The 19624-nt window shown below is 64.4% G+C and carries 22 protein-coding genes and 1 tRNA gene; 10 read left to right on the forward strand and 13 right to left on the reverse strand.

The genetic code is table 11. The features are described 5' to 3' along the window. Window positions 1–17 precede the first annotated feature (17 nt). The 5 genes from SIB46_RS11835 to SIB46_RS11855 form a co-directional block, all read right to left on the reverse strand. Entirely contained in the window at window positions 18–497 is a 480-nt protein-coding gene (locus SIB46_RS11835) for an EVE domain-containing protein (protein WP_413296322.1), read from the reverse strand. Continuing rightward, a complete protein-coding gene (gene murD, locus SIB46_RS11840; protein WP_413296323.1) occupies window positions 494–1870 on the reverse strand; it encodes a UDP-N-acetylmuramoyl-L-alanine--D-glutamate ligase in 1377 nt (458 codons plus the stop codon). Before murD ends, SIB46_RS11835 begins: the two co-directional genes overlap by 4 nt. 19 nt (window positions 1871–1889) lie before the next feature. Further along, window positions 1890–1961: transfer RNA gene (locus SIB46_RS11845), tRNA-Val, on the reverse strand. A gap of 71 nt (window positions 1962–2032) precedes the next feature. After that, window positions 2033–2818, reverse strand: a complete 786-nt coding sequence (locus tag SIB46_RS11850; RefSeq protein ID WP_413296324.1) for a photosystem II S4 domain protein — start codon at window positions 2816–2818, stop codon at window positions 2033–2035. Window positions 2819–2823: 5 nt separating this feature from the next. Continuing rightward, complete coding sequence (locus SIB46_RS11855) at window positions 2824–3366, reverse strand: hypothetical protein (RefSeq protein ID WP_413296325.1); 543 nt, start codon at window positions 3364–3366, stop codon at window positions 2824–2826. An 11-nt stretch (window positions 3367–3377) separates the two neighbouring features. Here SIB46_RS11855 and serA point away from each other — a divergent pair, with 11 nt between their 5' ends. The 4 genes from serA to SIB46_RS11875 all read left to right on the forward strand — a co-directional run bounded on the left by serA (window position 3378) and on the right by SIB46_RS11875 (window position 6791). Continuing rightward, window positions 3378–4964 carry a phosphoglycerate dehydrogenase gene (serA, locus tag SIB46_RS11860; protein ID WP_413296326.1) on the forward strand — a complete coding sequence of 529 codons (1587 nt, stop codon included), beginning with the start codon at window positions 3378–3380 and terminating at the stop codon, window positions 4962–4964. 4 nt (window positions 4965–4968) lie between these two features. After that, window positions 4969–5874 (forward strand): 50S ribosomal protein L11 methyltransferase, encoded by a 906-nt coding sequence (gene prmA / locus SIB46_RS11865; RefSeq protein ID WP_413296327.1) that lies wholly within the window; start codon window positions 4969–4971, stop codon window positions 5872–5874. A gap of 145 nt (window positions 5875–6019) precedes the next feature. Beyond that, window positions 6020–6319: a ferredoxin gene (locus tag SIB46_RS11870; protein ID WP_043692601.1), complete on the forward strand. Its 300-nt coding sequence runs from the start codon at window positions 6020–6022 to the stop codon at window positions 6317–6319. 64 nt (window positions 6320–6383) lie between these two features. Next, window positions 6384–6791, forward strand: a complete 408-nt coding sequence (locus tag SIB46_RS11875; protein WP_413296328.1) for a hypothetical protein — start codon at window positions 6384–6386, stop codon at window positions 6789–6791. 26 nt (window positions 6792–6817) lie between these two features. On the opposite strand, the gene psbV is transcribed toward SIB46_RS11875, so the two are convergent. Then, window positions 6818–7321, reverse strand: a complete 504-nt coding sequence (gene psbV / locus SIB46_RS11880) for a photosystem II cytochrome c-550 (RefSeq protein WP_413296329.1) — start codon at window positions 7319–7321, stop codon at window positions 6818–6820. A 79-nt stretch (window positions 7322–7400) separates the two neighbouring features. Next, a complete protein-coding gene (gene rnz, locus SIB46_RS11885; protein WP_413296330.1) occupies window positions 7401–8360 on the reverse strand; it encodes a ribonuclease Z in 960 nt (319 codons plus the stop codon). Between the two features lie 78 nt (window positions 8361–8438). Between rnz and SIB46_RS11890 the strand changes: the two genes are divergently transcribed. Genes SIB46_RS11890 through SIB46_RS11900 form a run of 3 tightly spaced genes read left to right on the forward strand, consistent with a single transcriptional unit; the run spans window position 8439 to window position 13959 of the window. Beyond that, window positions 8439–9602 (forward strand): SpoIID/LytB domain-containing protein, encoded by a 1164-nt coding sequence (locus tag SIB46_RS11890; protein WP_413296331.1) that lies wholly within the window; start codon window positions 8439–8441, stop codon window positions 9600–9602. Beyond that, entirely contained in the window at window positions 9599–10363 is a 765-nt protein-coding gene (locus SIB46_RS11895; protein WP_413296332.1) for a glucosamine-6-phosphate deaminase, read from the forward strand. The genes SIB46_RS11890 and SIB46_RS11895 overlap by 4 nt, the downstream gene beginning before the upstream one ends. Next, window positions 10363–13959 carry a hydantoinase B/oxoprolinase family protein gene (locus tag SIB46_RS11900; RefSeq protein ID WP_413296333.1) on the forward strand — a complete coding sequence of 1199 codons (3597 nt, stop codon included), beginning with the start codon at window positions 10363–10365 and terminating at the stop codon, window positions 13957–13959. The genes SIB46_RS11895 and SIB46_RS11900 overlap by 1 nt, the downstream gene beginning before the upstream one ends. 2 nt (window positions 13960–13961) lie before the next feature. On the opposite strand, the gene SIB46_RS11905 is transcribed toward SIB46_RS11900, so the two are convergent. Next, complete coding sequence (locus SIB46_RS11905) at window positions 13962–14576, reverse strand: PCC domain-containing protein (RefSeq protein ID WP_413296334.1); 615 nt, start codon at window positions 14574–14576, stop codon at window positions 13962–13964. A 39-nt stretch (window positions 14577–14615) separates the two neighbouring features. Here SIB46_RS11905 and SIB46_RS11910 point away from each other — a divergent pair, with 39 nt between their 5' ends. Then, window positions 14616–15254, forward strand: a complete 639-nt coding sequence (locus tag SIB46_RS11910; protein ID WP_413296335.1) for an alpha/beta family hydrolase — start codon at window positions 14616–14618, stop codon at window positions 15252–15254. On the opposite strand, the gene SIB46_RS11915 is transcribed toward SIB46_RS11910, so the two are convergent. The 3 genes from SIB46_RS11915 to truB are packed head-to-tail and all read right to left on the reverse strand — an operon-like array spanning window position 15251 to window position 17664. Next, a complete protein-coding gene (locus tag SIB46_RS11915; protein ID WP_413296336.1) occupies window positions 15251–16012 on the reverse strand; it encodes a YebC/PmpR family DNA-binding transcriptional regulator in 762 nt (253 codons plus the stop codon). The two genes, SIB46_RS11910 and SIB46_RS11915, sit on opposite strands and share 4 nt — an antisense overlap. Window positions 16013–16018: 6 nt before the next feature. Further along, on the reverse strand, window positions 16019–16696 hold the full coding sequence (locus tag SIB46_RS11920) for a hypothetical protein (protein WP_413296337.1): 678 nt from the start codon (window positions 16694–16696) through the stop codon (window positions 16019–16021). Between the two features lie 11 nt (window positions 16697–16707). Further along, entirely contained in the window at window positions 16708–17664 is a 957-nt protein-coding gene (gene truB / locus SIB46_RS11925) for a tRNA pseudouridine(55) synthase TruB (protein WP_413296338.1), read from the reverse strand. On the opposite strand from truB, the gene SIB46_RS11930 reads away from it, so the two are divergent. Continuing rightward, complete coding sequence (locus SIB46_RS11930; RefSeq protein ID WP_413296339.1) at window positions 17663–18412, forward strand: class I SAM-dependent methyltransferase; 750 nt, start codon at window positions 17663–17665, stop codon at window positions 18410–18412. The genes truB and SIB46_RS11930 overlap by 2 nt on opposite strands. Next, window positions 18412–18849 (forward strand): DUF2127 domain-containing protein, encoded by a 438-nt coding sequence (locus tag SIB46_RS11935; RefSeq protein ID WP_413296340.1) that lies wholly within the window; start codon window positions 18412–18414, stop codon window positions 18847–18849. Before SIB46_RS11930 ends, SIB46_RS11935 begins: the two co-directional genes overlap by 1 nt. On the opposite strand, the gene rpmA is transcribed toward SIB46_RS11935, so the two are convergent. Further along, window positions 18836–19099: a 50S ribosomal protein L27 gene (gene rpmA, locus SIB46_RS11940; protein WP_011936244.1), complete on the reverse strand. Its 264-nt coding sequence runs from the start codon at window positions 19097–19099 to the stop codon at window positions 18836–18838. The genes SIB46_RS11935 and rpmA overlap by 14 nt on opposite strands. Window positions 19100–19147: 48 nt before the next feature. Next, window positions 19148–19561 carry a 50S ribosomal protein L21 gene (gene rplU / locus SIB46_RS11945; RefSeq protein ID WP_413296341.1) on the reverse strand — a complete coding sequence of 138 codons (414 nt, stop codon included), beginning with the start codon at window positions 19559–19561 and terminating at the stop codon, window positions 19148–19150. Window positions 19562–19624: the final 63 nt, after the last annotated feature.

The raw sequence follows: 19624 nt of genomic DNA on the forward strand, positions 1-19624 counted from the left end.
CTGCCATGAAGGGATGCTTAGGGCGTGGCTGGCCCGAGCAGTTCCAGCAGTCGCTCGGCGCTGGTATCCAGCACCGGAAGGATCGAGAGGCGGTTGCCCCGCTTGATGACGCCGAGCTCGTCTTCGCTGAAGGATTGGCGCAGGTCATCAAGGCTGAGCATCGCGGCAAAACGCCCCACATAGCGAAGCCTGACGCAATCCCAGCGCGGCGCTTCGGCTTTGGATTTGGGGTCGAAGTACTTGTTGTCCGGCTCGAATTGGCTGGGGTCGGTGATGCCCGTCTCCACCACCTCCATCAGGCCAACAATCCCTGGTGGCTTGGCATTGGAGTGATAAAAAAATGCGCGATCACCCACTTCCATGCTCCGCATGAAATTGCGGGCCTGGTAGTTGCGGATGCCATCCCAAAGCGTGGTCTGCTCAGCCTTGAGGTGATCAATCCCATAGACATCGGGCTCGCTTTTCATCAGCCACCACTGGGGTTCACGCGTGCTCATGCCATGGCCTCCACCAACTGACGGAAATGATCACCCCTGACCTCGAAATCGCGGTATTGGTCAAAACTGGCGCAGGCCGGTGAGAGCAGCACTGCTTGGCAGTTGAGCTGTTCGGCCAGCCGGCGCGCCAGCGGCAGCGCCTGATCCAAGTGCTCCTGCTGCTCGATCACGCCGGGATAGCCGGCACTACCGAGCAGTTCAGAGAAGGTGCTTCGTGCTTGACCGAAAAGCACCACAGCGGCTGCTTTGTGATGCAGGGCCTCCAGCCAGGCTCCGGGTTCACCGCGTTTGGCGCGCCCACCAGCCAGCACCACCAGCGGCCGCTCGAGCGACTGCAGCGCCACCAATGAGGCGTCGTAGTTGGTGGCTTTGCTGTCGTTGTAAAAGGTGATGCCCCCTAGCTCGCGGATGCGTTCCAAGCGGTGGGGCACACCGGGGAAGCTGCGGCAGCCGGCTTCGATTTTCGCGGGGCTAAGGCCGCACTCCAGGGCCACAGCCGTCGCCAAGGCCAGGTTTTGGCGGTTGTGGGCCCCAGGCATGGCCAAGGCTGCGTAGGGAAACAGCGGCCCGTCTTGGTTGCAGAGCTGTCCGTTGCTCACCCACAGATGCGGTGTCATGGACGCGCTGAACTGATCTTTGCCGCCGCCGCTGACCCAAAGCGCCTGGGGCCATTCGCCGGCATGGGCGCTGAGATCACGGTCATCGGCATTGAGAAATTGCCGCCGGCTCTGCTGCAGCAGCCCGGCCTTGATGCTGCGGTAGCGCTCGAGCGTGCCGTGGCGATCGAGATGATCCGGGGTCAGCGTGGTCCAGACGCCAATGCTGGGCTGCACCGAAGGTGCTGCTTCGATCTGATAACTGCTCAGTTCCACCACCACCCGCTCGGGTTGCTCCCCGCCTAGGCAGGCCAGGGCGAGTTCGGCGGCGGAGGCGCCGATATTGCCGCAAGCTGGGGCATCGATGCCCCCCTGTTGCAGCAGATGGGCCACCAAGGACGTGACGGTGGTTTTGCCATTGGTGCCGGTGATGCCAACCCAGGGGATGCTCTCCATGGCCTGCCAGGCCAGTTCCACTTCACCGACGACGCGGCAGCCCCGATCCCGCAATTGGTTGAGCACCGGATGGTCGAAGGCAATGCCAGGGCTGATCACCACCGTGGAGGGCCAGCGGGGCAAGGCTTCAAAGCTCTCCAGAGCCAGGGGCTTGCCAAGTTCCACCTGAATTCCTATGGAGCTGAGCTCATCAGCCCGTTGCTTCAACTCAGCGCTGCTGTTGCTCTCAAGCAGCCACACGTCGGCACCGCGGGCGTTGAGGAGCCGCGCTGCGCCAATGCCCGAGCGGCCCAAACCCACCACCACTACAGGATCTTGCATGCTTGGTGAGTGGTTGAAATGGGCGATACTGGAATCGAACCAGTGACTCCTACCGTGTCAAGGTAGTGCTCTACCTCTGAGCTAATCGCCCGCTGGGCTTTGGCCAGGCGGGAGGCCCGCTAGCTGTTGGCCGAGAAAGGAACTTACCACCACACCGAGGGCCTAGCGGCGCCGCGTCAGTTGCAGGCGCCAGCGGTCCCGTTTGGTGCGATCCGCACGATCCAACACCAGTTCCCCACGCCCCTCCAGCTGGACGCGCTCTCCGCTTTGCAGCTCCCGGCTCGGTGAGGTCACCACGGCCCAATCCACGCGGATGCGTCCTTGACGGATCCACGTGGCCATCTTGCTGCGAGACACCCCAAAACCAGCTGATGCAATGGCATCGAGTCGTAGGGAGGCTTCCACGCTGGTCAGGCTTTTGCTGCTGCTGGCCTGGCTGGGAAGCCGGCTCCAATCCCCTGCTTGCAGCTGGCAGTCGACGCTGCGCACCTGCAGGGATTGCTCCAGCAGGCGTTCGGCCATGGCGCTGGTGACGATCACCAGAGCGCCGCGATCACCGCGCACCAACACATCGCCCAGGTCGAGCGGATCGATGCTGTGCTGTTCGATTAAGGCCGACCGGATCGCTACTGGCTCAGCGGGGTCAAACAAGAAATTGCCGCACACCTCGATCAGGGCCAGTGGCGCTGGCTCTTCGGCATCACCCGCTTGATCGCTGCGGCTGATTTGCAGCAGGCGACGCTCAGCTTGAGGAAAGCCACCGGCGCTGCGCAGGTGCAGCTCGCCTAAAGGGGCAAAGCGCTCTTCAGCCTCCTCGCGCTGGGGGCCTGTGAGAAAGGCGCTCCAGTTGGGCTGATAGGTGCGCAGCACCACTTCGGCCTGCTGAATCAGGGCTTCGAGGGCCTGGGGGTCGCGGGCTCCTTCGAGCAGGTCGCGGCGCGGCAGCATGGCGCTCAATCGTCCTTGAGCCGCACCACGCTGGCCGGGCGGCAGCGCTGGATCAAGGCCCAGGGCACCATGTCGCTTTGGATGGCATCAATCATCAGCACGCATTGCCCTTCGTTGAGGCGATTGCGCACCACGCGAATTTGGTCATCGCGGTCGCTTGTCACGCTGGCCGCTGCGGCGTAGCTGCCCATCCAGCCTGAGCCCAGCCCCAACAGGCCTCCAATCAAGGGCTGGCCGATCGGACCGGCGAAAGCAAAGGTGTCGAGGTTGGTGATGAAGGTGAACACCATCCCGGCACCAAAGCCAAAGGGCAGCAGCCAGGTAGCCATTTGCCGTTGGCGCGCCTGGCGCTGCAGCGCTGGGTTGAGCTCCACCACCTCTTCCGGCTCGGTTCCGCCAGTGCCCACCTCACGCAGTTGCAGCCCCGGTTGCCCGTCCAACAGGGCCTTCAGTTCGGAGCGGCTGCCTGTGTCCTTCAGCAGCACAGCCACGCACAGTCCCATCGGTTTCGGCCCTTCAGCAGTGGTCTCTACACTGGACCACCGCATGCCTGCGGACGATGACAAAAGTTTTGGTGTCTGACCCCATTGACCAAAAGGGGATCGACATCTTGTCCCAGGTTGCCCAGGTCGATGTGCGCACCGGCCTGCCAGCTGATGAGCTGAAATCCATCGTTGGCGAGTACGACGCCTTGATGATTCGCTCCGGCACCCAGGTGACAGCGGACATCATCGAAGCGGCGCCCCGCTTGAAGATCATTGGCCGCGCCGGCGTTGGCGTCGACAACGTCGATGTTCCGATGGCCACCAAAAACGGTGTGCTGGTGGTGAACTCACCGGAAGGCAACACGATTGCGGCCGCTGAGCACGCCCTGGCGATGATGCTGGCCCTCTCGCGGCACATCCCTGCAGCCCACAGCAGCACGGCTTCGGGTGGTTGGAACCGCAAGGCCTATGTGGGCAACGAGCTCTACAAAAAGAGCCTCGGAGTGGTGGGTCTCGGCAAAATCGGCTCCCATGTGGCCCGTGTGGCCCAGGCCATGGGCATGGAGGTGCTCGCCTACGACCCCTTCATTTCCAGTGAGCGGGCGCAGCAGTTGCGGGTCCGTCTTCGGCCACTGGATGCGCTGTTTAAAGAAGCCGATTACATCAGCCTGCACCTGCCCCGCACGCCAGATACCGAAAACCTGGTGAATGCTGAGCTGATCGCCACGATGAAGCCCAATGCGCGGCTGGTGAACTGCGCCCGCGGCGGCATCATCAATGAGGCGGATCTGGCGGCAGCTCTGAACAACGGCGTGATCGCCGGTGCCGCTCTCGATGTCTATGCCAATGAGCCGCTGGAGGCGGATTCACCGCTGCGCGGTGACTGCGAGCGTCTGATCCTCACGCCCCACTTGGGAGCCTCCACCGAAGAGGCTCAGGCCAACGTGGCCATCGATGTGGCCGAGCAAATCCGTGATGTGCTGCTGGGCTTGCCGGCTCGCAGCGCCGTCAATATCCCTGGCCTGACGCCCGATGTGATGGAGCGGCTCAAGCCCCATCTGCAGCTGGCTGAAACCCTTGGCTTGCTGATTAGCCAGCTGTCGGGCGGCCCCGTGCAGGAGCTGCAGGTGCTACTTCAGGGTGAATTTGCCGAACACCCGAGCCAGCCGTTGGTGGTGGCCTCGTTGAAGGGCCTGCTCAGTTCAGCGTTGGGGGACCGCATTAACTATGTCAATGCAGCGCTGGAAGCCAAGCAGCGCGGCGTGCACGTGTTGGAGGTCAAAGACGAGTCCAGCCGCGATTTCGCTGGTGGCTCGTTGCAGCTTTCCTGCCGCAATGCCAATGGCAGTCACACGGTTACCGGTGCTGTCTTTGCTGATGGTGATTTGCGCATCACCAGCATTGATGAGTTCCCCTTGAACGTTCCCCCCAGCCGGCACATGCTGTTCACCCGGCACCGCGACATGCCAGGAATCATTGGCAATTTGGGTTCCTTGCTCGGCGAGCACAACGTCAACATCGCCTCGATGCAGGTGGGGCGCCGCATCGTTCGTGGTGATGCCGTGATGGTGCTCAGCCTGGATGACCCCATCCCCAGCAGCACCCTGACCAGCGTCAAGGAAATCAACGGCATTCAGGAAGCCCACCCCGTCACCCTGTGATCTGATGCCCCCTGCTGCTCAACCCTCCTGGTGGCGCCTTGAGCTGGAGCCTCCCGGTGAGCTGGAGGAGTCGTTGTTATGGCGCTTGGAGAGCTTGGGGGTGCACCGCATGGCGGTTCGCTTTCGCCCGGAAGCGCCCCAGCAGCGCACCCTTCAGGCTTGGTTACCGGAGGTGGATTGGCCTGAGCCCGAGCGGGTGGCCTTGGCTGAAGCTTTAGCTCAGATGGCTGAGCCCTTTGGCGTTGCGTTGCCCCCGCTGCGCTGGGAGCTGCAGCCTGAAGAGGACTGGGCCTTGAGCTGGAAGCGGCACTGGCAGCCTGATCCGGTGGGGCAGCGTTTGTTGATCCTGCCGGCCTGGCTCCAGGTGCCCGCTGAACAAGCCCAGCGCCTGGCGCTGTTGATTGATCCAGGCAGTGCCTTTGGCACCGGCTCCCACCCCACCACACGCCTGTGCCTTGAAGCGCTGGAGAAGCGTTCGCTCGCTGGCTCGCGCGTGGCTGATCTGGGCTGCGGTAGCGGCATCCTCGGGATTGCCTCGCTGGCCCTCGGCGCTAGCCAGGTGCTGGCCAGCGACACCGACAGCCTGGCGGTGCGGGCCACGGCAGAGAACGCCGCACTCAACCAGGCCGGGGCGCATCTGCAGGTGCAGCTGGGTTCAGCGGAGGTCTTGCAGCAGCTGCTGGCTGGGGCTCCGGCGGATCTGCTGCTCTGCAACATCCTGGCGCCGGTGCTCACGGCCCTGACGCCAGCGTTCTCGGAGCTGCTGACCGCGCGCGGTGAGGGCTTGCTCAGCGGTTTGCTCGTGGATCAAGCGCCCGCGTTAACGGCACACCTGGAAGCCCATGGCTGGAGGGTGAAAACCGAGGCAGAGCAAGGGCGTTGGGCGTTGCTGGCCATCCAGCGCGCCTGAACGGAAGTCATATAAATCTGGCTTATATGTGCTCGATGATCCATTGGCCTTGCGCGGCCAGGGGCCCTGATAGGCCCTGATCAGGTGTACAACTGTGCCGCCCCACAGGCCCGGCTTGCCGCGGACCTGAGCAACGATTATTCCCATGGCGTCCTACAAGGTCACCCTCGTCTCGGAAAGCGAAGGCCTCAACAAGACCATCGAAGTCCCCGACGACCAGTACATCCTCGATGCTGCTGAAGAGCAGGGCATCGACCTCCCCTATTCCTGCCGCGCTGGCGCTTGCTCCACCTGCGCCGGCAAGCTCACCGCTGGCACTGTTGACCAGAGCGATCAGAGCTTCCTCGACGACGACCAGATCGAAGCTGGTTTCGTGCTGACCTGCGTGGCCTACCCCACCAGCGACTGCACCATCAAGACCCACGCTGAAGAAGAGCTGTATTGATCAGCTGCTTTCCATAAGCGCCCTTCAAGCCACCCCTTGAGGGTGGCTTTTTTGTATCTGCACCATGGCCGCGACAGCTTCTGTGACCCACGATCAGCTGCTACCTCCAGGCAGCGAGCAACCCAGTCCGGGGGGCATGTACAGCTTTCGGGTGCTGGGGCCCTGCTGCCGTTTGTTTGATCGCGAAGAGCTGCCTTGGCCCTGCTGCCGTTTGCAATGGCGGAGCAAGGAGCCCAGTTGGCGCCGGGTGGGCAAGCGCTTTGTTCCCGACCTGGCCGCTCGGCGCTGCCCCTCCTATGCCGTCGAGTTGCTGCAACCGGGGCTGCGGCCCACCCCCACGGTGTTGACCCTGTTTGCGCAACGCTTGAGCCCTGAGCTGCAGGGCTGGTGGTACAGCCGCCGCCCGGAGCAGGAGCTACCACTGCCTGAACCTCCAGACACAACAAAGCCCGCCGTTGAAGCAGCGGGCTGAGTGTTGGTTCGTTTGGCTTGGCTGAATCAGAAGTAGATCTTGCCGCCGCCCCACTGGGTCCCTTGCACTTTCGGGGAGGTGAGGATGTAACCGGCCATGCGGCGTAGGTCTTCGTCGTTGAGGTCGCGCATCTTCACGAACACGTCGGCGCTGCGCATGCTGGGGTGGAATTCCGCTATGGAGATCTCACCGTCATAGGAGGTGGGATCTTTCATGTAATCCACGAGGGCATCCACGGAGTCCCGAGGAGGGGTGGCCAGGGCGAGGGTCTCGGGATCAAGCCCCACGTTGTGGTTGGTTTTGGTGATGCCACCGGCGTGGCATTCGCCGCAACTGTTGTTGAACACCTTGCGCCCAGCTTTGATCTCGGACTCGGTGAAGGTCACCGTGGTGCCGCTGGCATCGGCCGGAACGGTCAGAGTTTCTGCGTCCCACTGCACGGCATGGGCCGCTGGGGCCAAGAGCAGCAAGGCGATGGGCAGGAGCAGCAGAGCGCCGAGACGCCGTAGACCCTGAAGAACGGTGCGCATGGAGTGGGGCAAAAAAGACAGTCTCCTGAGCCCTTGTATCACGCGCAGGCACTGCTCCGGGGCTGAATCGTCATGCCACTCACAGACTGTTGCAGGCCGTGGCACTCACCTCGAGGCTGAGGAAGTCCTTGGCCAGCACGGTGTTGGGAAAGATCGCCTTGGCTTCCTGCAGCAAATTATCCGGGCTTTCGGCGGCCCCAGGCACGTAGCGCGGGCTCAGATGCGTGAGGGCTAGTTGCTGCACGCCTGCCTCCGCTGCGGTCTGCGCCGCCATGGTGCTGGTGGAGTGCTGGCGTTGATAGGCCATCGCGGCATCGCGATGGGAAAAGGTGGCTTCGTGGATTAGCAGATCAGCCCCCTTGGCCAAGGCCACGGCGCGCTCGCTGAACACCGTGTCGGTGCAATACACAACGGAGCAGCCCGGCTGGCTGGGGCCGCAGAGCTCGCGGCCGTCGATGCGCCGCCCGTCGGCAAAGGTGACGGTTTCTCCGGCTTTGAGGCGCGCAAACTCCGGGCCGGGCGGCAGCCGCATCGCCTTGGCCTTGGCAATGTCAAAGCGGCCCGGCCGCTCGCTTTGCTGCACCCGATAGCCAAAGGCCGGAACCCGGTGTTTGAGCGGTGCGCAGCCCACGCTGAACTCTCCATCGATAAGCAGGGGCTCGCCGCTGCTGGCTGCTGCTTCCACCGGGTGAAAGCGCAGCGGATAGCCAATCCGTGTGGCGGAGTGCTGCAGGGCGCCCTGCACAAAGGCCTCGAGGGGTTCGGGGCCATAGAGGTCGACCCCATCACAGGTTCCCGCCATGCCCAGGCTGGCCAGCAAGCCGGGCAAGCCGAAGACATGGTCTCCATGCATGTGGGTGATGAAGATGCGCCTCAGCTGGGAGACCCGCAGCTCGCTGCGCAGGAATTGGTGTTGGGTGGCTTCACCGCAGTCGAACAGCCACAGGTCGGCGCGCTGCGGCAGACGCAGAGCCACCGCAGAGACATTGCGGCTGCGGCTCGGGACTCCGGAACTGGTGCCGAGAAAAGTGACCTGCAATGGCGCTGGTTGGCTGCCCCAGCTTTGATGGTGCCACGGCAAAGCTCAATGACCCTGCGTTGGACCTTTGGCAGCCTCATGGGGCTGCTTCTCTTGCTCTGGCCTGCAGCGGCCCGCTCCGCCCAGGAACCCCAGGTGCGGGTGTTGTTGGCCCGTGCAGCGGCCTTGCGGGTGGTGCCCGTTGCCGGCAGCAGCCTCACCCTGCGCGATGGCCGCGGCAGGTTGTTGGGGCAGCGTGATGAGGGCCTAACACTGCGCGCCTCACGCGGCCGCATTGCCGGAGTTGAAGGGGAGCCCCAGCGGTTATGGCTGCTGCCTGAGCAGCCCAACGGCAGCTTCTGGCTGCAGCAACGGCGTTACCGCGGTGCGCTGCTGGTGCAACTCAATGAGGGGCGTTTGCAGGCCATCAATCGCCTGGGTGTGGAGAGCTATCTCCCCAGCGTGGTGGGAGCTGAGATGCCCCACCAATGGCCGGCTGAAGCCCTGCGCGTGCAGTCGGTCGCGGCACGCACCTATGCCCTGCGGCAACTGCGCCCTGGGGCTGATTACGACCTGGATTCCACCCAGCGCAGCCAGGTGTATCTCGGCTTGGAATCCGAGACCCCCAGCACCCGCAGTGCTGTGGCCAGCACCCGGGCCCAGGTGCTCACCCATGGAAGCCGGTTGATTGAAGCGGTGTTCCACAGCAGCAGCGGCGGGCGAACTGAAAACAGCGGTGAGATCTGGCGCAACCAATTGCCCTATCTCAAGAGCGTGCCGGATTTTGATCAGATCAGCCCGGTCTATCGCTGGAGCAAGCCCTTGGATGCTGAGCAGCTGCTGGAGGCCTTCAGCGAAACCGGCGGCGCAGAGCAGATTGAGGCTGTTCAGCGCACCAGCACCGGACGGCTCAAGCGTGTTGTGGTGCGTGGGCCCGGCGGAGAAATCGAGCTGCCGGCACGGGAGTTGCGCCGCCGCCTCAAGCTGAAAAGCACCTACGTGCGCTTTGACCCTCCAGAGCCCATCAGTGATCCGTTCGAAGACTCCGAGGATTGGCTCAACCCCTCGCTTGGGCCCCAACCCAAACTCATCGCCAAGGGCCGCGGCTTTGGCCATGGCGTTGGCATGAGCCAGTGGGGCGCCTATGGCCTCAGCCTGCAGGGCAAGGGCTACGCCGCGATCTTGAGGCATTACTACCCCGGAGCCAAGCTGGATCTTTATCAGGCACCCAGCGCCTGGCCCCAACCACCCCCGCAGCCGTGACGGCATTCCCTTTCCAGCTGGTGCAGCGCGATGAACCCGCGGCGTTGATGCAGGCCTGCAGCCATCACCTGGAGCAGTGCTTGCAGCAGCGTCTCTCTGAGCCCAATCCGCGGCCTTTGGGCCTGGCAACCGGCCGCACGATGGAACCGCTCTACGCAGCCTTGGTGGCGCGTTTGCAGCGCTGGCCCCAGCCGCAGCTGCAGCACTTGCGCCGCCACTGGCTCAGTTTCAATCTCGACGACTATGTCGGCCTAGAGGCTGGCGATCCTTCCGGCTACTTCTCCTACATGCAGAAGCATTTGGGGCAGCACCTTGGCCTAGGCCCTGAGCAGCTCTGTTTGCCTCAAGCGGCTGCTGCTGACCCTCAAGTTGCGGCAGAGGCCTACCAGCAGCGCCTGGCCGCTGCGGGTGGTGTGGGGGTGCAGTTGCTGGGATTGGGCAGCAATGGCCATGTGGGGTTCAACGAGCCCCCCTGCGGCGCTGAGATGGGTTGCCGGGTGGTTCAGCTCTCGGCGGCCACGCGGGCGCAGAACGCAGGCCTCTTTGGCGGCGACCCGCAGCAGGTGCCCCAGACCGCCATCACCCTTGGCCTCAAGGAAATCCTTGAGGCCACAGAGATCCATCTGGTGGTCACCGGCAGCGGCAAGGCCGCAATCCTGCAGAAGCTGCTCAACGAAGGCCCCAGTGCGCAGTTGCCGGCCAGTTGGCTGCGGCAGCACGGGCGCGTGTGGCTTTGGGTGGACCGGGCCGCCATGGGCTGATGGCCTGGCAGTTTTGGCTGGATCGCGGCGGCACCTTCACCGATGTGGTGGGGCGTGACCCCCAGGGGCGCCTGCAGGTGTGCAAGGTGCTCTCGGTGCAGCCGGAGCAGGCCGGTGATCCAGCGGTGAGGGCCATTCGCGGGCTATTGAATCTGCCGCCTGGTGCGGCGATTCCCGCAGGCTGCATCGAGGAACTTCGCCTCGGCACCACCGTGGCCACCAATGCCCTGCTGGAGCAGGCCGGCGATGGGGTGCTGTTGATCACCAACGAGGGCTTAGGCGATGTGTTGCGCATCGGTGATCAGCACCGGCCCGAGTTGTTTGCCTTGCAGATCCAGCGACCACCCGCTCTTGAGCGCGCGGTGGTGGAGGTGGCTGGCCGGCTGGACGCGCGGGGCCAGGAGATTGCCCCCTTGCGGCTTGATGGCCGCCTGCGCCAGCAGCTGGAGCAGTGGCGAGCCGCCGGGCTGCGCAGCTGCGCGATCGCGTTGATGCACGCTTACCGCAACCCCGATCACGAGCTGGCTGTGCAGCGCTTGGCCCTCAAGCTGGGCTTTGAAACGGTGGTCTGCTCCCATCAGGTGTGCCCCCTGCCGCGGCTGGTGCCCCGCGGTCAGACGGCCTTGGTGGAAGCGGCGGTGTCTCGCGTTTTGCACACCTATCTGGCCCAGGTGCGCGGCGATTTGGGGGAGGCCACCGCGCTGCGGGTGATGGGATCTAGCGGAGCGCTGCTGGACCCTTCGGCCCTGCTGGCCAAAGACACGATCCTGTCGGGCCCCGCTGGCGGGATGGTGGGTGCGGCGGCGGCTGCGCAACAGGCCGGGGTGGCCGCTGGGGCCCTGGTGGGGTTCGACATGGGCGGCACCTCAACCGATGTGTTTTGCATTCCAGCCGGTGTGGGCCTTGAGGCCTTGGAGCGCAGTCCCCAGACCGAGATTGCTGGGCTGACGCTGCTCGCCCCACGGCTGCCGATTCACACCGTTGCCGCTGGTGGCGGCTCGATCCTTAGCGCCGAGGAGCAGCGCCTGCAGGTGGGGCCGCGCTCCGCCGGCGCTGATCCAGGACCTGCTTGTTACCGGCGGGGCGGGCCGCTCTGCCTCACCGATGCCCATCTGCTGTTGGGGCGCTTGCAGGTGGCCCAGTTCCCAGCGGTGTTTGGCCCCCAGGGTGATCAGCCGCCTGATCTGGCGGTGGTGCAGCAGCGCTTTGCCGAGCTGGCCGCACCGCTGGGCCAAAGCGTTGAGGCCATAGCCCACGGCGCACTGGATCTGGCCGTTGAGACCATGGCCGCGGCGATTGAGCAGGTGTCGCTGTTCTGCGGCCACGACATTCGTGGTGGGGTGCTGGTGGCCTATGGCGGTGCTGGCGGTCAGCTGGCCTGCCGCTTGGCTGAATCCCTCGGGCTGGGGCGGGTGCTGCTGCATCCCCTCGCTGGGGTGCTCTCGGCTTGGGGCGTTGGCCAGGCCCAAGAGCGCCGCTGGCAGCAGCGCGCTGTGCGTGAACCGCTCAGTCTTGAGCTGCTGCAGCACTTGCGGCACTGGCTGGTTCAGCAGCAGGCGGCTGACGGCCCCCAGCTGCGTTTGGAATTGCGTGAGCAAGCCCATGAGCAGGGCTTGCTGCTGCCCTGGCCAACGGGCGCTGGCCCTGCTGAGCTGGAGCAGGCCTTCGCGGAGGCCCATCAGCAGCGCTTTGGCTATCGCCCTGCTGCTGGAACGCGGTTGGTGGTGGAACGCCTTGAAGCCGATTGGCCGTTGCCAAAGCCAAGCCAAGCCACAACCAGCTGGGCGGCAGCAGCGCTGCAGGCAGAGCCCCCAGCGCCAGCCACCGCGCCGATGCACATTCCCGGAGTGGGTTGGCAGCCTGTGCCGGTGGTGCCTCGCGCCAGCCTGCAACCCGGCCAGAGCCTGGTGGGGCCAGCACTGATCCCGGAAGCCACCGGTTGCACGGTGCTGGAGCCGGGCTGGATGGCCGCGGTCGATGGCCTTGGCAATCTGCTGCTGGAACAGCAGGCCATCGCTGCGGCGCCCAAGCCGCAAGCGGTTGATCCAGCCTGTGCTGATCCGGTGGAGCTGGGCCTGTTTCACCACCGCTTCATGGCCATTGCCGAGCGCATGGGGGAGCGCCTACGGCTCACCAGCCGTTCGGTGAACATCCGCGAGCGGCTTGATTTCTCCTGCGCCCTGTTTGATCGCCATGGCGCCTTGGTGGCCAATGCGCCCCACATCCCGGTGCATCTCGGTTCGATGGGGGAGGTGGTGGCGGATCTGCTCAGCCAGGTGCAGGCCGGCGCACGTCCAGCCCTGCAGAGCGGTGAAACCCTGCTCAGCAATGACCCGTTCCATGGCGGTACCCATCTGCCCGATATCACCGCCATCACGCCGGTTTTTGCTGGTGAGGCGGAGCCGGTGGCGTTTGTGGCCTGCCGCGGTCATCACGTGGATGTGGGTGGCACGACTCCCGGTTCCATGCCGCCCTTCAGTCAAACGATTGCCGATGAGGGGCTGCGTTTAAGGCAGTGGCCGTTGGTGCGCGAGGGCCGGTTGCAGCTTGAGGCTTGGCAGCAGCGGCTGGCCCAAGAGCCGCAACCGCCCCGCTCCCCTGAGCTGCTGCTGGCCGATCTGCAAGCCCAGGTGGCGGCCAATCAGCTGGGCCTGCAGCAGCTGGAAGCCTTGATGGCCACCAGTGGGGTGGAGCTGGTGCAGCGCTACATGGGCTTTGTGCAAAGCAATGCGGCGGCTGCGGTGCGGCGCGTGCTGCACACCCTGGAGGATCGTGAGTTCCAAGTGGAGCTCGACAACGGCGCGCGCTTGCAGCTGGCCATCAGCGTGGACCGCTCAGCAGGCCGCGCCAGGCTTGATTTCAGCGGCACCTCCGCTCAGGGCAGCCATAACTTCCATGCGCCGTTGGCGGTCACCAAGGCGGCGGTGCTCTACGCCTTTCGCGCCTTGGTGCCGGAGCCAATTCCGCTCAATGCCGGCTGTTTTGAGCCCTTGGATTTGTTGGTTCCCAAGGGGTGCGTGCTCAATCCCGAGCCACCGGCTGCAGTGGTGGCCGGCAATGTGGAAACCTCTCAGGCCCTGTGCAATCTGCTGTTTGGAGCCATGGGCGTGATGGCAGCAGCACAAGGCACGATGAACAACCTCAGCTTTGGCGATTCCAGCCGCCAGTATTACGAAACGATTGCCGGCGGCACTGGAGCTGGCGCAGGCTTTGCTGGGGCCGATGGCATCCAAAGCCATATGACTAACTCCCGGCTCACCGACCCCGAGGTGCTCGAAGAGCGTTTTCCCGTGCGCCTGGAGCGATTTGCGCTGCGGCCCCACAGCGGTGGGGCGGGCCAGTGGCCCGGTGGCCGCGGCCTGGAGCGGCGTCTGCGGTTCCTTGAGCCGATGACGGTGTCGCTGCTTAGTGGCTCACGGCGGGTTGCCCCCTTTGGCTTGGCGGGAGGCGCAGCAGCTGCTGCAGGGCTCAATCGCCACTGGCGTATCGATGGCAGCTTGGAGGAGCTCGGCGGTTGCGCGCAGCTGGAGCTGGCCGCTGGTGAGGTTCTGGAGGTGTTGACCCCCGGTGGTGGCGGCTACGGCCTGCCGGCTTGAGTTCAGCGCAGGGAGGCCAAACGCCCCTCGCTATGCCACTCGCTGAGGGAGTCGTAGCCGCCAATGGCTTCGCCATCGACGAACACCTGCGGAAAGCTGCGCATGCCGCTGCGCTCCATGAAGCCCTTAGCGGTGTCGTCGTCTTCCACGCTGACCACCTCATGGGGGATCTGCAGGGTGCGCAGCAGCCGCACAGCGCGGCGCGACCAGGGGCAGCTCGGCAGCACGGCCACTTCCACCCGCGCTGGTTGGCTGGGGGCAACAACAGCCGCTGCGGCTGCCGGGCTGGTGCTCTCACTCCATCCCACCAACACGTCGGCTCCCTTGAGCACCAAGGTGCCGGGTTCCAGGTGCCCACCCCACACGTGGCAGGCCCCATCGGAGAGGCTCAGGTGCAGGTGCACCCCGTTGGGGCTCAGCGTGCCGTTGAGGGTGATGATTTCCAGATCCCCTTCCATCACAGTGGGTTCCGGTGGCCCGGGGCATTGAAAAGCGGCCCTCGACAGGTTGCCCACCACACCCAGCACAAAACCGGAGGCCTGCTCCTCGCGCGCCAACTGCTCAAGGCGCATGCGCAGGTCATCGCCAGGGGCCAGTTTGATTGGCGTGGTGCGCATGGGGGCCGGCAAGGGATGTGGTGAGATTACGTTCAGGCCATGGCTGATTTCGAACCCCCCCGGCTGGTTGATGGCCCGGATACGGCTCCCGCCACCGTGCTGCTGGCCCATGGCGCCGGCGCGCCGATGGATAGCCCCTTCATGGCAGCCATGGCCTCTGGTTTGGCGGCTCAGGGTTGGAGGGTGGTGCGCTTTGAATTTGCCTACATGGCCCGGCAGCGGTTGAGCGGCCGCAAAGCAGCGCCGGATCGCCTACCGAAATTGCAAGAGGTCTTCCGCCAGCAGGTGGCACTGGAGGCTGCCCAGGGCCCAGTGATCATTGGGGGCAAGTCGATGGGCGGCCGGGTGGCGAGCCTGCTGCTCGATGAGCTGCAGGTGTTGGGCGGGATCTGTCTGGGCTACCCCTTTCACCCCTTGGGCAAACCTGAGCAGCTGCGCACCGAGCATCTGCGCGAGCTCACAACGCCCACCTTGATTCTTCAAGGCGAGCGCGATGGTTTTGGCCACCGGAGTGAGGTGGAGAGCTACGAGCTTTCAGCAGCGATCAGCCTGCAGTGGCTTGCCGATGGGGACCACAGCTTCAAGCCCCGCAAGAGCTCAGGAGTGAGCGAAGCGCACAACTGGCAGCAGGCGGTGGAGGCGGCCGATCGCTTCTGCCGCGGTTTGCTTAACCCCTAGGAGCCCTCACTCTCCAGCTCGGGGAACTCCCCCAAGTTGCAGCTGACGCTGCGCACATCATCGAGGGCCTCAAGGGCTTCCAGCAGCTGCAGGCATTGGCGCGCTTGCTCGCTCTGCTGCAGGTCGATGCTGTTGAGTGGATGCCACTGGTGGCCCCACTCCTGCACGTTCCAGCCCCGTTGGCGCAGGCCCTCTTGCAGGGTTTCCAGTTCGGTGAAGGGCCCATGCACCAGGGCGCCTTCTGCCGTGAGCTCATAGCCATCGGCCTCTAGCTCCAGCAGGTCGTCTAGCAGCGAGTTTTCATCGATGCCTTCTGCGCTGCCGGCGCTCAGCGACACCTCGCTGCGGTGAGTGAAAAGAAAGCCAACACAGCCGCTCTCGCCGAGGTTGCCGCCGTTTTTGCTGAAGGCCAGCCGCAGTTCTGCCGCTGTGCGGTTGCGGTTGTCGCTGAGCACCTCCACCAACACGGCCACCCCGCCAGGGCCATAGCCCTCGTAGCGAATTTCCTCAAAGGCTTGGCTGCCATCGCCGCCGGCTCCGCAGCCTTTGGCGATGGCGCGCTCGATATTGGCCGCTGGAACGCCTGCTGCTTTGGCTTTGCTGATGGCGGTGCGCAGCTGGAAGTTGCCATCGGGATCGCCCCCAGCTCTTGCCGCCACGCTGATCTCGCGCCCTAGCCGGGTGAACACCGCTCCTCGCTTGGCATCCACAACGGCTTTGGTGCGCTTGATTTGTGACCATTTGCTGTGGCCGGCCATGGCAATTCAGCGCTCCTGCAGATCAAAGCTGGTGAGCAGTTGAGCCTGCTGGATCCCGGTGCGGCGGGCTAGCCGCGCGGTGCTTTGGCGGTCCTGGGGTGTGGTGCTGGCGGACTGCAATCCCTGGGTTTGGCTCACGATTGCCCCGAGGGCCGCGCAAGCCAAGGGTTTGGGCAGCACCACGCCCAAGCGTTGGGCCTGCTGCTCAAGGATCGTTGTCGTGGCCCCCCAAGGGCGTATGTCGATGCGGCGTTGTTGCGGCAGCTTGAGGCTGCTGGTCCTTGGGACGCGGTGATCAATGATCGCCACCACCTGGTTGGCGGCAATCGCGGCATCCACGCCGTTGCCATGATGGGCGCCCACCAGGCCAATGGCGCTGCCGTTCAGCCCGGTTGTTGGTTGGGGAGCGCTTTGCTCGCAGCGTTGCAAGATCGCCTTTGTTTGGGTTGTGGGCTCCCCGCTGATGCGGGCTTGGCCGCCATAGAGGTGCGCTGCTAGCAAGCTGGCCATGGCCCCATCAGCATCTGCAGAGCTGCTGCTGGTCCAAACCAAGGGCTTTTTGCTGCTGGCGGCTTCGCCGAGATAGTCCGCCCGTTGCCGCGCCTGCCGCTCACCGAAGCTTTCCAGCTGACAGCCGCTCAGCAGCACCACAACCGCCAGCAGCAGCCTGGATCCAAGGGCCATGGGCTGAGTGATCATCCGGCGGCGTCGAACACCAGTTTCGGCTGCAGCAACCCATCGTTTCGGGTGCGGGCCATGCCTGCCAGGCTGCCATCGGGCCGCAGCATTACCAAAGCGCTCTCCTCGGGCTGCCCTAGATCCATCAGTGGCAAGCGCTGGCCGCGGGTCCAGGCCAACCACTGCTCCTCACTGAGCCGTTGCTGGGGCAGGTGCGTCAGGGCTGTTAGCGGATCGCTGAGCGCGGTCTCTGGGCCCAGGACCTCCAGCGGCAGGCTGGCCTCCAGCGTGAAGCCCAAGGCAGCGGTTCGCCGCAGCTGGGCTAAGGCGCCGCCGCAGCCCAGTTGAGCGCCCAGGTCTCGCGCCAGTGAGCGCACATAGGTGCCCGCCGAGCAGCGCAGCTTGATGTCCAGCTGGCCCGTGCTGGGATCCCAGCGCAGCAGATCGAGTTGCTCGATCGTCACCGGCCGGCTGGCCAGCAGCAACTGTTCTCCGCGGCGGGCCCGGGTGTGGGCCCGTTCGCCATCGACATGCACCGCACTCACCGCTGGCGGCCGTTGTTGAATTAGGCCCCGGAAGGACTGCAGCTGCCCGTCCAGCTCCGCTGGGCTCAAGCTGGGCCAGCTCTGTTGCTCCAGCACTTCCCCGCTGAGGTCGTCGCTGTTGGTGCGCAGACCCAGTTGGATGGTGCCGAGGTATTCCTTGCCGCCATCGAGGTAGGGCAGCAGCCGGGTTGCAGGCCCCACGGCCAAGGGCAACACGCCGGTGACCGCTGGATCGAGGGTGCCGCCATGGCCCACCTTGCGGGTGCCCAGGGCTCGCCTGGCCTTGGAGACGCAATCGTGGGAGGTGCAGCCGGCCGGCTTGTCGATCACCAAAAAGCCGCACAGGGGGCCGGTCACAGCGGGCAGGGCACTCACACCGGTGATGCTGCCATTTGCCAAAGTTGAAGGTTCACGAGCGGCAACGTCCATGACATCTGCGCAGGCTGAAGTGGTTGCGGCGTTTGGCCGCGATGGCTTTGCTTTGCGGCAGCAGTTGGCCAGCTTTCTGCAGCTCAGTGCTGAGCAACTCGATGAGCGCCTGCCCAAGAGCACCGAAGCCCTGGCAGCAGCCCATCCCGGCGCCTTGGCTCCGGAACAGGCTGAGCAGTTTTATGAGGATGAGGTAGGCGACGGCCACCTCTATGAATTGGCGGCTTGGCACTTGAGCAGCCGCGATTACATCGGTGACACCTTGCGGGTCCAGGGCGAGATGGCCCATGGACTGCACCTGGATTTCGGTGGTGGCATTGGCACCCATGCCTTGGCCGCGGCGCAACTGCCCCAGGTGGAGCATGTCTGGATGGTGGATCTCAACGGCCACAACCGCGCTTTTGTGGAGCACCGCGCCCAGCAGCTGGGCTTGGGCCACAAACTCAGCTGCTTGCGGGATTTGAATGCAGCGGAGTTACCCCAGCGCTTTGACAGCTTGGTGTGTCTGGATGTGCTGGAGCATCTGGCTGATCCAGCGGCGCAACTGCGTTGCTTTGCTGAGCGCCTCACCCCCTCAACCGGGGTGGCCCTGCTGAATTGGTATTTCTTCAAAGGATTTCAAGGCGAATATCCCTTCCATTTCGATGATCCGGAGATGGTTAAGGCCTTCTTCAGCACACTGCAAGATCTGTTCTTGGAGCGCTTTCACCCGCACCTGATCACGGCTCGCACCTACACCCTGCGCTGATGCTGCTTCGGCTGATCATCATCAAGAAGCTTGTGGTGGCTGCGCTGCTGCTCGCCGTGGCTGTGCTCTCGTTAGTGGGCAGCTACCGCTTCGACCAACTGCCGGAGTTGCTGCAGGAGTGCACCGATAACGACCACGCTCTGCTGGCCGCTGTGGTGGGACGCGGCCTGCAAGAAGGCCAAATGACCTTGCTGATGACCGCACTGGTCACCAGCGTCTATGGGGTGTTGATTGCTGTTGCCGCCATTGCCACCTGGCTGGGGAAGCGGTGGGGCGAATGGCTGTTGCTGGCTGTGCTGCTCTCCTCGCTGCCGCTGGAGCTGCATGAGATCACAACAGAACCCAGCACTGTGAACCTCGCCTTGACCGGCGTCACGCTGCTGGGCATCTGGATTGTGATTGGGCAGTTACGCCGTTCTCGCCTCAGAGGGGAGTGACGCACACGCGCTTGCGCTCGCGGGTGGCGCGGCGAATGGTTTCAAAGTTGACCACACCATCCACCAGGGCAAACAGGGTGTCATCTTTGCCCTGACCAACGTTCACGCCGGGGAGCACTGAGGTGCCGCGCTGGCGGATCAAGATGGATCCAGCGGTCACTTTTTCACCGCCGTAGCGCTTGACGCCCAGGCGCTTGGCATTCGAATCGCGGCCGTTACGGGTTGAGCCTGTGCCTTTCTTATGAGCCATGAGGTGGAGAGTTAGCGGAGTGGACGTGCAGACAATCGGGGTTTGGAATCAGCTCAGCGGCTTACCGCCAACCGTGATGGATTCGACCATGACGCGGGTCAATTCCTGACGGTGACCGTTCTTGCGGCGCGTCTTTTTCTTTTTCTGCATCTTGTACACGATCACCTTAGGGCCGCGGCGATGGGCCAGAACCTTGAGGTTGACCACGGCGTCTTTGACGTAGGGCTGGCCCAAGCTGGCGCCTGCTTTGCCGCTGACCAGCAGCACCTCTTTCAAGCTGACCTTGTCGCCGACTTCTCCGTCGAGGCGATCGAAGTCGTAATAACGGTTGGGCTGCAGCCAGAACTGCTGGCCGGACGCTTCAACGATGGCGTACTGATCGGCGCCGCTGCTGGAGTCAGAGGCTTTGGCCTTGCTCTCTGCGGGCTTGCTGGCCTTGGCCTTGCTGGGGGTTTCGCTCATGGCGTCAGTTGGCGTGGGCAGGCAGACCGCAGGGGTCTTTGGGCCTGGCGCACCACCAATCGA

Source organism: Synechococcus sp. MIT S9452 (assembly GCF_047304245.1).
GTDB lineage: Bacteria > Cyanobacteriota > Cyanobacteriia > PCC-6307 > Cyanobiaceae > RCC307.